The sequence below is a fragment of the Pseudaeromonas sp. HNCC25DJ180 genome, assembly GCF_055413345.1.
This window is the reverse complement of sequence record NZ_JBVAYF010000015.1, coordinates 127,128-141,475: the sequence shown is the minus strand read 5'-3', so window position 1 is coordinate 141,475 and position 14,348 is coordinate 127,128. Positions and strand designations below refer to the sequence as shown.

16 protein-coding genes are annotated in these 14,348 nt (G+C 54.9%); 14 read left to right on the top strand and 2 right to left on the bottom strand.

Annotation, left to right across the window (positions count from 1 at the left end):
* The coding region (locus ACZYTD_RS14560) for a methyl-accepting chemotaxis protein (RefSeq protein WP_463893086.1) at positions 1–866 on the top strand (866 nt) is incomplete at its 5' end.
* A 78-nt stretch (positions 867–944) separates the two neighbouring features.
* Here ACZYTD_RS14560 and slyD read toward each other — a convergent pair.
* Positions 945–1,589: a peptidylprolyl isomerase gene (gene slyD, locus ACZYTD_RS14555; protein ID WP_463893084.1), complete on the bottom strand. Its 645-nt coding sequence runs from the start codon at positions 1,587–1,589 to the stop codon at positions 945–947.
* A 254-nt stretch (positions 1,590–1,843) separates the two neighbouring features.
* On the opposite strand from slyD, the gene ACZYTD_RS14550 reads away from it, so the two are divergent.
* From ACZYTD_RS14550 to ACZYTD_RS14535, 4 genes are all read left to right on the top strand, one after another.
* Positions 1,844–2,560, top strand: a complete 717-nt coding sequence (locus tag ACZYTD_RS14550) for an AraC family ligand binding domain-containing protein (RefSeq protein WP_463893083.1) — start codon at positions 1,844–1,846, stop codon at positions 2,558–2,560.
* Between the two features lie 73 nt (positions 2,561–2,633).
* A complete protein-coding gene (locus tag ACZYTD_RS14545) occupies positions 2,634–4,550 on the top strand; it encodes an ABC transporter ATP-binding protein (RefSeq protein ID WP_463893081.1) in 1,917 nt (638 codons plus the stop codon).
* On the top strand, positions 4,534–5,055 hold the full coding sequence (locus ACZYTD_RS14540; RefSeq protein WP_463893079.1) for a DUF2390 domain-containing protein: 522 nt from the start codon (positions 4,534–4,536) through the stop codon (positions 5,053–5,055). The genes ACZYTD_RS14545 and ACZYTD_RS14540 overlap by 17 nt, the downstream gene beginning before the upstream one ends.
* On the top strand, positions 5,049–5,897 hold the full coding sequence (locus tag ACZYTD_RS14535; protein ID WP_463893077.1) for a 23S rRNA (adenine(2030)-N(6))-methyltransferase RlmJ: 849 nt from the start codon (positions 5,049–5,051) through the stop codon (positions 5,895–5,897). Before ACZYTD_RS14540 ends, ACZYTD_RS14535 begins: the two co-directional genes overlap by 7 nt.
* A 57-nt stretch (positions 5,898–5,954) precedes the next feature.
* On the opposite strand, the gene ACZYTD_RS14530 is transcribed toward ACZYTD_RS14535, so the two are convergent.
* Positions 5,955–6,365, bottom strand: a complete 411-nt coding sequence (locus ACZYTD_RS14530; RefSeq protein ID WP_463893076.1) for a type IV pilin protein — start codon at positions 6,363–6,365, stop codon at positions 5,955–5,957.
* A gap of 89 nt (positions 6,366–6,454) precedes the next feature.
* Between ACZYTD_RS14530 and ACZYTD_RS14525 the strand changes: the two genes are divergently transcribed.
* From ACZYTD_RS14525 to ACZYTD_RS14485, 9 genes are all read left to right on the top strand, one after another.
* Entirely contained in the window at positions 6,455–6,997 is a 543-nt protein-coding gene (locus ACZYTD_RS14525) for a pilus assembly FimT family protein (protein WP_463893075.1), read from the top strand.
* Positions 6,988–7,677 carry a prepilin-type N-terminal cleavage/methylation domain-containing protein gene (locus tag ACZYTD_RS14520; RefSeq protein ID WP_463893073.1) on the top strand — a complete coding sequence of 230 codons (690 nt, stop codon included), beginning with the start codon at positions 6,988–6,990 and terminating at the stop codon, positions 7,675–7,677. Before ACZYTD_RS14525 ends, ACZYTD_RS14520 begins: the two co-directional genes overlap by 10 nt.
* Positions 7,664–8,935, top strand: coding sequence for a hypothetical protein (locus ACZYTD_RS14515; protein WP_463893072.1), 1,272 nt, complete (start codon positions 7,664–7,666; stop codon positions 8,933–8,935). The genes ACZYTD_RS14520 and ACZYTD_RS14515 overlap by 14 nt, the downstream gene beginning before the upstream one ends.
* 9 nt (positions 8,936–8,944) lie before the next feature.
* Positions 8,945–11,002: a type IV pilus modification PilV family protein gene (locus ACZYTD_RS14510; RefSeq protein WP_463893070.1), complete on the top strand. Its 2,058-nt coding sequence runs from the start codon at positions 8,945–8,947 to the stop codon at positions 11,000–11,002.
* Between the two features lie 528 nt (positions 11,003–11,530).
* Positions 11,531–12,025, top strand: coding sequence for a GspH/FimT family pseudopilin (locus ACZYTD_RS14505; protein WP_463893067.1), 495 nt, complete (start codon positions 11,531–11,533; stop codon positions 12,023–12,025).
* The gene (gene pilV / locus ACZYTD_RS14500; RefSeq protein ID WP_463893064.1) at positions 12,009–12,521 is read left to right on the top strand and encodes a type IV pilus modification protein PilV; all 513 of its coding nucleotides are present in this window, start codon (positions 12,009–12,011) and stop codon (positions 12,519–12,521) included. The genes ACZYTD_RS14505 and pilV overlap by 17 nt, the downstream gene beginning before the upstream one ends.
* On the top strand, positions 12,509–13,345 hold the full coding sequence (locus ACZYTD_RS14495) for a PilW family protein (protein ID WP_463893062.1): 837 nt from the start codon (positions 12,509–12,511) through the stop codon (positions 13,343–13,345). Before pilV ends, ACZYTD_RS14495 begins: the two co-directional genes overlap by 13 nt.
* A 36-nt stretch (positions 13,346–13,381) precedes the next feature.
* Positions 13,382–13,897, top strand: a complete 516-nt coding sequence (locus ACZYTD_RS14490; RefSeq protein WP_463893060.1) for a PilX N-terminal domain-containing pilus assembly protein — start codon at positions 13,382–13,384, stop codon at positions 13,895–13,897.
* A 16-nt stretch (positions 13,898–13,913) separates the two neighbouring features.
* Positions 13,914–14,336, top strand: a complete 423-nt coding sequence (locus tag ACZYTD_RS14485; protein WP_463893058.1) for a type IV pilin protein — start codon at positions 13,914–13,916, stop codon at positions 14,334–14,336.
* Positions 14,337–14,348: the final 12 nt, after the last annotated feature.

Here is a 14,348-nt window from a genome sequence, read left to right as displayed (position 1 = left end):
GTCACAACCTCGCCTCGCTGCTCTATCGCCAACGCGGCAGTGCCCAAACTCTGGCCGCCGCCTCATTGCAGATGAACGATGGTATCAATCAGGTCACGCGTGCCATCCATGAGCAGCAGGGACACCTCAACGAGGTGGCTTCTGCCATGGAGGAGATGAGTACATCGATCCGCGATGTAGCTGCCCAAGCTCATCACTGCGCTGACGATACCCGCAGCGCCGAACACTCCACCCAAGCGGGCGAGAGCGAGGTAGCCAAGGCCATCACCGCCATCAATAACCTCTGTAACGAGTTGGCAGGCAGCTCCAATGCCATTTCAACTGTCGAGGAGAAGGTCAAAGCGATCAGCCAGGTCATCGATACCATTGACGGCATCTCGGCTCAGACCAATCTGCTGGCACTTAATGCCGCCATCGAAGCAGCGCGCGCCGGAGAACATGGTCGCGGCTTTGCGGTCGTCGCCGATGAGGTGCGTCAACTGGCTGCTCGCACCCAGCAGGCGACCAAGGAGATCGGCGCTATGATTGACACACTGCAGCAAAATACCGGTCATGCCGTCTCCAGCATGGACAGTTCGGTCAAACAGGCCCATGAGGCCGTGGAAGAGGCGTCTGTCGCCGCCCGGCAGTTCGGGCTGATCGCCAACCAGACCAGCCAGCTGCGCCTGAGAACCGAGATGATAGCCGCCGCCGCCGATCAACAGAGCCAGGTCGCCCAGCAGGTCACCCACTCTCTGCTCGGCATCCGCGAGGCGGTGGAAGAGACCAGTCAGGTGCTGGATGAACTGGCCATCGCCAGCCACTCTCTCTCCGCTGAAGCCTCTGGGCTTGAAGGCGAGGTCAACCGCTATCGTCTGCCAGCCTAAGCAGACTAATAAACCAAACCCATAAAAAATGCCCTCGATTGAGGGCATTTTTCATGAAGCGCAGAATAAGCCGCGGGATCAGTGACGACCGCAACCACCGCCGCCACAGCAGCCTTCAGCCTTCTCTTCTTCTTCGTGATGATGGCCATGGCCACCACAGCACTCATGATCGTCATCGTGACCATGACCACCGCAGCACTCGTGATCCTCATCGTGATCGTGACCACCACAGCAACCGTCGTGCCCGTGGTGATGACCACCCTGACCATGGACGTGACCATGAGCAATCTCTTCGGCCGTTGCGGCGCGCACATCGCGCACGGAAACGGCAAAACGCAGATTCACACCGGCCAGCGGATGGTTGGCATCAACCTTGACGAACTCTTCGTTCACCTCGACCACAGTCACAGGACGGTGACCGTCATCGGTGTCGGCCACAAAGGTGTCGCCTTCGGAGACTTCCATGCCGTCAAACAGTTCACCCGGCACGCTCTGCACCAGATCTTCATCATACTCGCCATACGCATCGGCGGCGTTTACATCCAGCTCGAAGCTATCGCCAGCACTGCGCTCATACAGCGCCTTCTCCAGACCCGGAACCAGAAAACCGGCACCGTGCAGATACACCAGAGGCTCGCGGCCTTCGGTGGTGTCCAGTACATCTCCCGACTCGTCAAATACGGTGTAGTCGAGGGTTACAACGCTCAGATGGCTAACTTTCATGTCAGATTCCCGAAGTTGGTGCCTCAAGACAAACAGAGGCGGAATAAAGTTGCCTCCAGCATACCGGAAAAAACCTAGGGTGAACACCTGTGCCCCATGGCCGTTGCGCTCTGGGATCGAGCAAAGCAGGCCCCTCCGAAACCTGTGGCATTCTGCGCCATGGAAGAAAGGCGCTACTGGCCAGCATCCCTTCATTTATGCCCGAGCGCTTTTTCCGTATAATCCGCTTCAATTTCCCCGAAACGATCGACCCCATGCCCTATCCAGTTCATTTTGTAACCACTCAGGCCGAGCAGCTCCTGCTGCTGGGCCGTCAACGGGCTCCCGCCGATCAACTCCTCTACCTGATGAGCGGCAGCCTGTTGCTGCGTCTGGGCAAGGAGGAGATGGTGCTACGCCAAGGCGACAGCTTCTGGCTGCCCGCCGAGTGCCTGCATGGCCTCACCCTGTTGCAAGGGTGCCGACTGGTGTGCGTGCGTTTCTCCGTTCGGGTACGCCAGCGCCGCCCCCAGAGTGCCGGCCACCTGCTGGCATTGCCGCTGCTGCCGCCATTACTGAGCCGACTCGATGGACTCCAGCAGTTGGCGCAGCCCCTGGAGTGGCAAGGCGCCTCTGGACGCCTGCTGCGGGTGATCGCCGATCTGCTGCCTGAGCTGCGACTCACCCCCTACTCTCCCCTGCCCTGGCCCGCCGCCGTCACCTCAGCGCTCAAGGCCATAATGCAGGGCCAGGAGCTTTCACAACTGGTTAATCATTGTCAGAGTGAACATGGTGGCTCGCCGAGAGCACTGCTGGATCTGTTTTTACAGCATATGGGCAGCCCACTCATCGACTGGCAAGAGCAGTGGCAGCTCTATCAAACCCACCTGCGCCTCAAACAGGGGCAGAGCGAAGAGCAGGCTTATCGCCAGGCGGGCTTTGCCAGCCAGGAGCAATACTTGCAGTCTCATCAACGTTATCTTGTGTCATGAGTCACCCAGCTTGTGCCATGACCAACGCGCCGCCTGCGTGCGGATACCGCCAGACAGCCTTACGGAATAGACCATGATCATCGCCAGTCAAATCGAACTCTTGCGCGGCAATAGCAAGCTGCTGGATAACGCCAGTGCTACCATTTTCCCCGGCCACAAGGTGGGTCTGGTTGGCAAGAACGGCTGTGGCAAATCCTCCTTCTTTGCCCTGCTCAAGGGCGAGCTGAGCGTCGATGCGGGCACCCTCAACTATCCCAGTGGCTGGCAGCTCTCCAGCGTGGCTCAGGAGACACCGGCATTGGATATGCCGGCGCTGGAATATGTCATGGATGGAGATCGGGAGTTTCGCGGCCTGGAGGCTGAGCTGGCCCGCGCCGAGGAGCAAGGAGACGGCCTGAAGGTGGCCGAACTGCACGGCAAGCTGGAAGCCATTGGCGGTTACAGCATCCGAGCGCGGGCGGGTAGCCTGCTGCACGGCTTGGGCTTTGCCCGGGAACAGCAGGAATCCCCGGTACGGACCTTCTCCGGCGGTTGGCGTATGCGCCTGAATCTGGCTCAAGCCCTGCTTTGCCGTTCGGATCTGCTGCTGCTGGATGAACCCACCAACCACCTGGATTTGGATGCGGTGATCTGGCTCGAAGGGTGGCTCAAGAGCTACCGCGGCACCCTGATCCTCATCTCCCATGACCGGGACTTTCTGGATCGCGTCATCAACCGCATCATTCACATCGAAAATGGCAAGCTCAACGAATATACCGGCGGCTATTCCGATTTCGAACTGCAACGGGCCGAGCAACTGGCCCAGCAACAATCCCTGTTCGAGAAGCAGCAAGTGGCCTTGAACCACATGCAGGAGTATATCGACCGTTTCCGCTACAAGGCCAGTAAGGCTCGTCAGGCCCAGAGCCGGTTGAAGGCCATGGAGCGGATGGAGAAGATACTGCCCGCCCATGTGGACTCCCAGTTCAGCTTCAGTTTTCGCGAACCCGATGCCCTGCCCACGCCCCTGATGGTGATGGAAAATCTCAGTGCCGGTTACGGCGACAAACTGATCCTGGAGAAGATAAAGCTCAATCTGGTGCCCGGCTCCCGCATCGGCCTGCTGGGTCGCAATGGGGCCGGTAAATCAACCTTCATCAAGCTACTGGCGGGGGAACTGGCGCCGCTTTCCGGTGTGCTGGAACCCGCCAAGGGTGTCAAAATTGGCTATTTCGCCCAGCACCAGCTGGAGTACCTACGCCCCGACGACAGCCCGCTGGCTCACCTCACCCGCATGGCGCCGGATAAAACCGAGCAAGAGTTGCGCAGCTTTTTGGGCGGCTTCGGCTTTCAGGGCGACAAGGCACTGGATCCGGTCGGCCCATTCTCCGGCGGTGAGAAGGCACGCCTGGTGCTAGCCCTGGTGGTCTGGGAAAAGCCCAACCTGCTGCTGCTCGATGAACCCACCAACCACCTGGATCTGGAGATGCGCGAGGCGCTGACCCTGGCCCTGCAGGGCTTCGATGGTGCCATGGTCATCGTCTCCCACGATAGGCACCTGCTGCGCACCACCACGGATGATCTCTACCTGGTCCACGGCGGCCGGGTCGAGACGTTTGATGGCGATCTGGATGACTACCACAAGTGGTTACTGGATCTGGAGAAGAGCCAGAGTAACCAGGAGGCAGGCGCAGAGGCCGGCAGCAACTCGGCCGCCGCCCGCAAGGATCAGAAACGTCGGGAAGCAGACTTCCGCCAGACCATTCGCCCGCTGAAACAGCAGTTGGAGAAGCTGGAAAAGCGCATGGAGAAGCTGCAAGGCGAACTGGCAGAGATTGAGCAGGCGTTGGCCGATCCAGAACTCTATAGCGATGGCGCCAAGGCCAAACTCACCGGCTTGCTAGCCAAGCAGGGGCCCGTTAAAAATCAACTCGGCGAGGTGGAGCTGGAGTGGATGACGTTAAGCGAAAACCTGGAGCAGAAGGAACAAGCCTTTGCTGACGGCCAGTGAGTTCTGGCGTTTGAGCCAGGCCCTCTATGCTGCCCCCGGGGTGCGAGAGCTCTGTCTGCAGGCCCAGAATGAAGCGGGCGCCGAGATCAACCTGCTGCTATTGCTGGCGCTGCTACAGGCGCGCGGTTGGCGTGGCAGCCACCGCCCCCTGCTGGCCAATATCAGCCAGCAGCAACCCCTGTTGCGCCAATGGCGAGCGCTGCGCCGCAGCCTCAAGGCCAAAGTTGCCCCCGCAGATTACCAACGTCTGCTGGAGCATGAGCTAGGTCTGGAGCTGTGGTTACAACAACAGTTACTGAATGGCTTGCTCACCTCTCCAGCGCCAGATCACCATCAAGAGCAGGCCAGCGAGATGAATGCACTGGCGGGTTATCTGCAACAACTGGGGCTGACAACCACGCCCCTGTATCACCCACTACTGGCGCTGCCCGCTCTGGCGGCAGCGCTCGCGGCGACCAGCCAGGCCTCGGAGGCCACCCCATCTGCCCAGGAGGATCCATGCTAAGTTATCGCCACGCCTTTCATGCCGGCAACCATGCCGATGTACTCAAACACGCCACCCTTGCACTCCTCATCGATCAGCTCAAGAGCAAGGATAAACCCTTCTGCTATCTGGACACCCATGCTGGCGGCGGCTGCTATGACCTGACAGGCGAGTGGCCCCAGAAGAAGGCCGAATACCTGGATGGTATCGCCCGCATCTGGCCAGAGCGCGCGCAGTGGCCGGAACTGGCCAGCTACCTGGAGGTGATTGCCACCCTCAACGAGCAGGATCTGCGCTTCTACCCCGGCTCTCCCGAGGTGGCGCGTCACCTGCTGCGCGAGCAGGACAAACTGATGTTGATGGAGTTGCACAACCAGGAGATCGAAATCTTGCGCCGTCATCTGAGCCATGACAGCCGTACCGCCATTCACCATAGGGATGGGTTCGAGGGACTGCTGGCCCTGCTGCCGCCCACCCCACGTCGCGGCATGGTGCTTATCGATCCCCCCTATGAGCTCAAAGAGGATTACCCGCGAGTGGTTCAGACCCTCAAGAAAGCCATGCAGAAGTGGCCCACCGCCATCTACGCCCTCTGGTACCCCATACTGGGTAAAGAGGTGGACCGCAGCCGCACCCTGCTTGAAGAGATCAAGTATGCGGGTTTCCCCTCTGTGCTCATCGCCGAGCTGGAGGTGGCGGCGCAACCTGAAGAGTGGGGCATGAATGGCTCGGGCATGCTGCTGCTCAATGCTCCCTGGCAGTTGGACACCCAACTGGAAGCACTGTTACCCAAACTCTGCCAAACACTGGCCCAGGGTGAGGATGCCAACTGGCGGGTGGAGTGGTTAGTCAAACCGGAATAAAGCAGGTTGCAAACTCAGGTTGGGATAACAGAAGGGGGCCTTGTGCCCCCTTCCGGTTTATTTCCAGCAATCAGTTGGCAACTTTAACTTGGAGAGATCGGCTGTATCTCCTGATGGTGCAGAGGGATCACTACGCAGCTTCAAAGAGGTACAGCCCGTATCATTGACTTGGTTCTTACCCGTAGTCGCCGTAGCGATCAGAGTATAAGTGGCACCACTCACCGTCAGCGTATAATCGTAATAGTCAGTAGATGTTCCACCGATTGCAGCCATGGTTGTGGCATAGCTGGCATTGGTAACCCGATACTCTTCCAGTTTCAACTGCGCCGATAGCAGATGCTCAAGCGCCTCGGCGCGGCGACTGCGCACCACATGGGCCTGAAAGCTGGGGAATGCAATGGTCGCCAAGATGGCTAGCACCACCAGGGTGATCATCAACTCCAGCAGGGTAACCCCACTACTCTTCATTTTGTCTCTTTCCTTCTCATTCTTGCCCATCACCATCTAGACTCTACTTAGAGTGTGAGCAATTTTGGCGATTACGCCAAGGGGTCAACGTGAAACAGATCACTATGGGGTTTACGCTGATTGAAGCCATGCTGGTGATGGCCGTATTGACCATACTACTGGCCGTGGGCGTCCCTAACTACCAGCAATTCCGCAGAGACCATGAGCTGGTCGGCGCGGCCTATGCACTCTATGGCGATATCCAGCTCGCCAGAACCGAAGCGACCAAAAATAATAGCAACAACATCCATATTTATATCTTTAATGAATTGGGTTCCGATTGGTGTTATCGCATCACGGACCGAGATGCCAACACTTGTAACTCCTGTAGTGCACCCTGCGATATAGGCGGTGATGGCCTCACTCGTGGCAATGACCACTCCAACTTCGCCAGCACCAACATAACTACCGCCTCCGGCAGCGTCAGCACCATCAATATCGAAAATCGACGGACCGGGCTAGATCCTGATGGCAACCATGTCACGTTCGACTTGGCCGGTCGCCAAATCGTAGTGGAGCTATCCAGAATTGGCTCTACCAGGATCTGCACCCCCAGCGGTACCAGCTTGTCAGGTATTGAGTCATGTACCTAACCCGAGCCAAAGGCTTCTCCTTGGTCGAATTAATGGTCGCCATGGTGATTGGTCTCATTGTGGCGACTATTGCCCTGCTCATGTATGTGGCTATCATCAAGGCCAACTCCACCTCGATCCAATCGGCGCGACTCACCCAGGCACTGCAAGCCAGCCTGGATGTAATGGAGCGAGACATCCGGCGGGCAGGCTATCTGGCACCCAGCGCCGCCAACGCGGCTATAGACCCTATCTACCTCACAACCTACCAAACTGACACCATGTTTTCGCTATATACCAGTGCAGCAACTCCAGCATTGCAAGACTTGCAACCATCGGGGCCAAACTACTCCTGCATTTTGTTACGTTATGATGCCAACGATGACGGCGCTATCAGCGGCACAGATGAAATACTGGGCTACCGCCATAACAGCGCCAACCAGACCATTGAAGTCAAAACCTGGGCCAATATTGCCAGCCAGAGAAGTGACAAATGTACAGCTAATGGCTGGGAAGCGATGACAGGCGACGGCACCACCCGCATCACCGCATTGACGTTCAGCATTACACCCAGCAGCGGTGTTTCTATTGACTCCGGCCAGCGCACCATCAACATCGATATTCGTGGTTCTAGTCGGCTCAGCACCGCCCTGCAGATGCACCTTCAACGACAAGTGAGGCTGCGCAATGACCAACAGTAGCCGCTCCAGAGGCTTCGTCACCCTGACGATTACCCTCATCATCATCATCATAGTGATCTTTGCCTCCCTGCTTACGGGGAAACTTCTGTCTGGCAATCAGCGTATTGCCGCCAATGAGTTGCGCTATCGCGAAGCATTTTCCATGACAGAGGGCGGCATGGAATCTCTGCTTGGCGCCTGGAATGCCGCCAGCGGTAGCACCCCTACCCTATGCCAGGGGGTGGCCGCTGGCGTATCTAGCGCCACTCGCACCGGCAACTGCTACTGGGCCGCCTTCGTTGACATGTCAACCAGTAGTGCCCGAGCCAGCAATAGGGATCCGCAGACCAGAACGCCCATCTGCGTACTCCCTGAACCAGCAAGTGCCGCCATCTTTACCATACGCACCACGGGCTTTACCGTTCCGGCGGCTACTGCCTGCCCAACAACTAGCAGCGCCATCAAGACGGCGATTACTCACTCTGAAGCCACTGTCGAGCTGGAAATGAAAGCGCTGAAGAGCAAGGTCTTGGCCGGAGCACCGGACGCACCCATCACGGTAGCGGGTGGCCTGGGCGTGAGCGGTAACTTTACGGTCGTTGCCAACCCCAACGGTGGTGGGCAAGGGGTACCCCTCTCGGTCTGGACTGATCAGAATGTCGACCTGAGCACAGGTACAGGGCAAACCTGTGGGCAACAGGAGTGGGATCCATCTGCAAAAGCATGCACTAGCGCCAACTATAGTTCTAGAGATAACAAGCAGTCCGACATACTAGATAACGATGTGAGATTTCCAACAGATCTGCTGCGCTATGTCTTTGGCCTACCGAGCGACACCCCTAGCAATACAGCCAAATCCATGGCCGAACTGGAAAAGCGGGCAGTGAAACCAGCCCCCCTTTCCGGCTGTAGCAGCCTCAATAGCAGCAGTTATGGACTCTATGTGGTCGATGGGGATTGCAATCCGGCGAGCACCATAGGTAGCCAAGCCAAGCCTGTGATCCTGTTGCTGCGCAATGGGGATCTGACCATGAATGGCAACCTGATCATCTATGGTCTGGTCTTTACCTATGACAGTTTCCCCGCCACACCACCTGACTATGATGTCAAAATGAATGGCGGAGCCACCGTCTATGGGGCCGTGGTGGCTAATCACAAAGTGGGCAACTCAGCGGGGACCTATAACGCCGTCTACGATGCCGCCACACTGAAAAATATCGAAACCGGTTCACCATTTAATTACGTCGCCAATATTCCAGGAAGTTGGAAAGACTGGTAGGGGAACAAGATGAACAAGCGAACAGTAGCTGGCTTTATTCTGATCGAAGTGATCATTGCCTTTATCGTCATAGCGGTTGGCACAACCGCCTTGGTGCAGTTGCATCGCAGCTATTTGCGCCAGGAAGCGAGCAGCAGCATGCGCGAACAAGCCATGCATTTGGCAGAAAACAAACTGGATGATCTGCGCACCTTTGAGGTAATAGGCACCACAACAGGCAAGATCGCCTATCAGAATATTGCCAACAATCAGGGCGGGACTATCACAGCGGGAGTAAAAACCCTGGCTGGCGGCAGCTTTACCCTAAGCTGGAGTGTCACCAATAGCACGCTTCTAGCCTCAAGCATTCCAGTCAGTAAGGATATCAATATCAGTGTTACCTGGGTCGATAGCCAAAACCAGAGCAAGAGCCTACTGCTCTCCAGCACCCTTTCGCAGCAGACCAGTATCAATCTGGGCAAACTGGCTAATCTGCTAACAGGGGGCAGCGGTGAAACACCCTTGGTCAGCTACACACCAGGTACAGCACCAGATGTGGTAGCCGTTACGATCAAAGTAGGCACCAAGGCAGAAACCAGTAAACCCCTGCCCACCGTCTATCAATCCGGCACTAGCACGCTGGTGCAGTTTGAAACCATTACCTACGATTCCAATAATCCCCTAAAAAAAATTCAGGAAGATCAACTGACGCTGGCCTGCTCCTGCACCCTGCAGAGTGATAGCAATAAGTACGCTCTACCCGCCAAACCGCTACAGACTGACGCCGGCCTGTTTTGGGCCACAGGTTCAACGGTCACCAAAGACCATGGCGTCCCGGCAGGTAACCAGAACAGCCAGAGCCCCTACTGCACCATTTGCTGCAACAACCATTTCGATGGCGATAGCAGTGATATCAGCACCACAATCTCTGAATTTGATCTCTACTACAACCAGGCGCGACAAGAGCATGAGCATTACAGTAGCGCCACCAGTGATTCGGTAGATACGGGCTCACAATACCTTGAAGCCTGCCGCCTGATGCGCATCGACGGCTTCTATAAGCCCATGCCCGACTGGAATCTGGTGGCCTTGAATGTGATGAGCCCCGGATTTCTTACCGATGGCGACAACCAACAAAACTACGAGCGTTATGTCAAAGAGGTCGTGATCAATCAATATAAGTTACAAAATGGCGGGTCAGCCTCAGTTAACTCACTCGATGACTGGCTTAAAATTTCTGGCAACGCCAGTGGTGGCACCGCCACCACCGACATCAGCGTGACAGCAGGGACGACCAACCAGCTTATTGCCCGCGGCATCTATGTGGATAAAATGAGTCCAGCTTATTTGGCGATTTTGGCGGCACTTCCCTCCGATGAAGAGCGGCTGCCCTGGATCCCCTTCAATGAGGTGAATCTGACCCTCCTGGCCAATTGGTCCATTGGCAACGCCGAACAGAATTATGCCTCTGTGACCAATGAGGCCATACAGACCATAGTAGATCCCGACAATGACTACTACGGCACCTATAGTCGAGGCCGGATGTCAGCCCTGAATAGCCGCGCCACTGCCGTGCCAGTTTCAGCCACAGTCAAGAACAGCAACTCCGGCATTACCAGCACACCAGCAATCTCCTCGGATGATGCAACAGCAACTAGCTCGGCGCTGAACGTCACCATTAGTAACGCCAGTGCCTTGCACATCACCGGGGGGATCACCTGCTTAACGCCACCGAAGAGAAACTCGACCACACCTCAAGTGTGTGGTAATCCTGACTGGAACAAGTTAAGTGTCAGTGCGACCACGGGGGCTAGCTGCACATTGAATGCGCCATCCGGCAGCAATATTGAGGGCTATTTCGATTGTACCGTGGTTAGAGGGAGCGGAGTCACCATCAGCTTTACTGCCACTGGCTATCAACTTACTCCCAGCAGTATCACGCTCAGTGCAGCCCAAACCACCACTACCGCCAATCTTATCGAACTTGACTATCGCAAATTATCAGACTGGTCCCTCTTAACAACCAAAAAGCCATGTACTTTGATGATGGTTACGAGCGGCATGGACAATTACACCTGTGGTGAGTGATCAGCACAACAAGCCAACGGCAAATTGGCCGCCTTCTAGGCGGCCAATTTTATAACCGACTGGAAGCGGCAATAAAGTGTAATAACCTGGTTCCGCCTTTCCAAACTAGGGTTGCATCTGGCGACTCAATAGTTATCCCCCTGCAGAGCTCTGAGCTAAATCAACTGCGGCATCGCTTATGGGGCAGCGACAAGCGCTGCTCAAACAAGTCCACTGACAATAACGAATAGCAAAAAAATCATATAAGCGCAGCGCAACACCTCTGCTTAGGCTTGGCTCTCTTTAGAAGCATGAGTATTCTCAACCGACTCGGGTAGGAAAGGAGTCAATCAGCGACAACCTACCGGCCATCAGGAAAGGGTTTTCAAAAAACACCAAAGAAATCAATTACTACTTTTACAGCACTTAATGACTAGTTTGGTAGTAAGTTTAAACTCAGCCTCACAATTCTCATGCTAATCAGATTAACAATCGACCAAATGCAAGGTACCATGCCAAGAGTGCATATAGTCATACGAGGCTGTCACCATGTTTAAATCGCAAGGGCTTACTCTCATTGAATTGCTCGTTGCCATCAGTGTACTGGCGATAGTGACCACTCTAGGTGTTCCATCTTTTCGTTACTTTATCGAGACCCAGCATCAAGATACCGCGCGCGAAAAACTGGTAGATAGTCTCCACCTATCGCGTCTTCAGGCTCAACGCCTTAAAACCAATGTCTACCTGTGTGCTACCGATAATGGAACCAGCTGCGGTAATGACTGGAGCAAAGGGTGGATGGCCTATGCAGACAAGGATCGTAGCAATACCCTAAATACAGGGGATGAAATATTTTTGGTTTATAGAGGCTTGCAGGTTGAAGCTATCACAGCCGGAAGTAATAGCTTACTTTTCTCTCCTAGCGGCATGATGCAAAGTGGAACTTTCAACATCTGCTCAAGCTTCTTGGCCAAAAATAATAGAGTTGGTATCAATTCACTTGGCTATATCAATCTTGGACAGAGCAATGCACCTCACTGCTAATACTCGTGGCGTTGGCTTGATCGAGCTGCTTATTGCGCTAGTCATTATATCGATCGGCCTCTTGGGGCTGGCCTCCTTACAGGTCAACAGCTTGCAAAAAACCCAGCAAACTCGAGGATATGAGCACGCATCCGCCGCACTGCAAGATCTGGCCGAGCGGATCGGGGCGAATCCTGCTGCCGCCAAAAATGGTGACTTTAATTTCAGCAATCTCAGCAGTGCGGATAATACGTTGCCAACAGCCGCTGACTGTGGTGCGGTCAACTGCACACAAAGCCAGATAGCGCGCTATACATTGCAAAAATGGGCCGCCCCCCTGTCGGCCGCCCTGCCCTCACCAAGATTTTCTGTTGAGAAAAGCGATCTCGCCAGCGGCGCCATGATGACCCTGACCTTAACATGGGATGCAAGCTTGTCCGGGCAGGGCTCGGCCAGCTGCGCGACCGCAACAGTGAATGGGGCTCAATGCAGTAGGGTGAAAATATGGCTCAACTAACCCACAAGTGCTCTAGTCGTGGCTTTAGCTTGGTTGAACTGATGATAGCCATAGTCCTGGGCCTTTTCGTGATCAGCGGCTTATACACAATGTTAAGCAGCAATCAACGCACCTATTCAGCCGTGCAAGCCAATACCCAAATAACCGATGCAGAACGTAGATTAGATTCTATCATACAAAAAATGCTCAACCAGGCCGGCTTCCGCAACTACCGGCGACTAAAGAGTTATCAGCAATTACCAGCGGGAACCTCACCTGGAGCGCCCGGCCAAACATTGACTTGGTTAGAAGGTCAGGGCAGCACCGGAGTCAACAACAGTAGCGGTCTAGCAAGCGTTAAAGATGGCACTGATACCATTTCACTTCGCTTTTATGGCTCGAGCCTTATTGATGCAAACCCTGCTTCGAACAGCACTGCAGCCGACGGCTCGATCTTTAGCTGCCATGGCGGCTGGATCTCAGCACAAAACTCTAGCACAGTGACTATCTATGTTGACCAAAATAACAATCTGGTGTGTAAAGACAATATAAATCCAGCCCCGTTAATATTGGAGTCGGGCGTTGAGAGCCTGCAAGTTCGCTACAAATTAAGAGGGGATAACACCACCTTCAGCCCGGCATTTGCTGCTGGCAATAGTAACTGGAACAATATTCAGGTGATTGAGTATGCCCTGCTGTTGACCAAACCCTACAGGCAAGGGATGCTCAATAACCAGACCAGCTTTACCTTATTGGACCAATCGGTCAGCGTGGCTGCGGATGGTCAATTACGTCAAGTAGTGACCGGCAGCAGCCTGCTGCGCAACCAGAAATTTACCCACTAGTCTTTATTGCAAGCCCAGGAACCACAAGGACGCTATATGTTCAAATCGCAACGTGGGATGGTCCTCATCAGCGCTCTGGTCATACTGATCATCATCAGCATTATCGCCCTTGCCGTAGGACAATCCAGCATGCGCAATCAACAGATGAGTAGCTCCCGCGCCGATCAACTACAAGGGCAGACCCAAGCGCTCTCGGCGATGAACCGTGCCGACGCTGAATTCAGAGAGACCATAGTCAATAATGTATCCCTACTCACACCCGGAGTCCCAGGTTCAATCACCACATCAATGGCCACTTACAACTGGTGGTTAACAGACAGTAATTGGAACAACACCAATACTCACTCTTTTGCCGAATTGCATGCACAAACCGGTAGTGACCCACGCTACCGCATCGAATACCGAGAAAGTATTCAAGTAAACAGTAATGTGGAAGAGAAGCAGATAAGAAGATTTTACCGAGTAACCTCCCGAGCCAATGGGCCTGGTTCAGCTCGCAGTTTGTTACGAGCCTATTTCATTTTTAACACCTACGAAGATGCAACCAGATAAGCCAAGGACGGTACAGATGAAACTCAAATCCCATTTTGGCTTTACGCTTCTGGAGCTGATGATCACAGTGGTGGTCGTCGCCATACTGGCCGCAGTCGCTGTTCCCTCTTACTTGCGACATGTGCAGAATGCCCGCCGCGAAATGGCCAAGAGTGCATTGGTTGATGCGGCCCAAAAAATGGAAAGCTATTATGCCTTGAACTTTAGCTATGCTGGCGCGGATTCGAATGGTGTGCCGACACTCTTCGCCACCAAAGTACCCAAGGATGGCACGGATAATTACTACACACTCTCTATTTCAGGGTCTAGCCGAACCTACTACTCCGTAGTAGCGACGCCCACATCGGGCTCATCTCAAACCAGTGATGTGTGTGGCACACTGACCATGGATCGTACCGGCAACAAGACAGCAACGGGCAATAGCAGCAACTGCTGGTAACACGCCGACAAC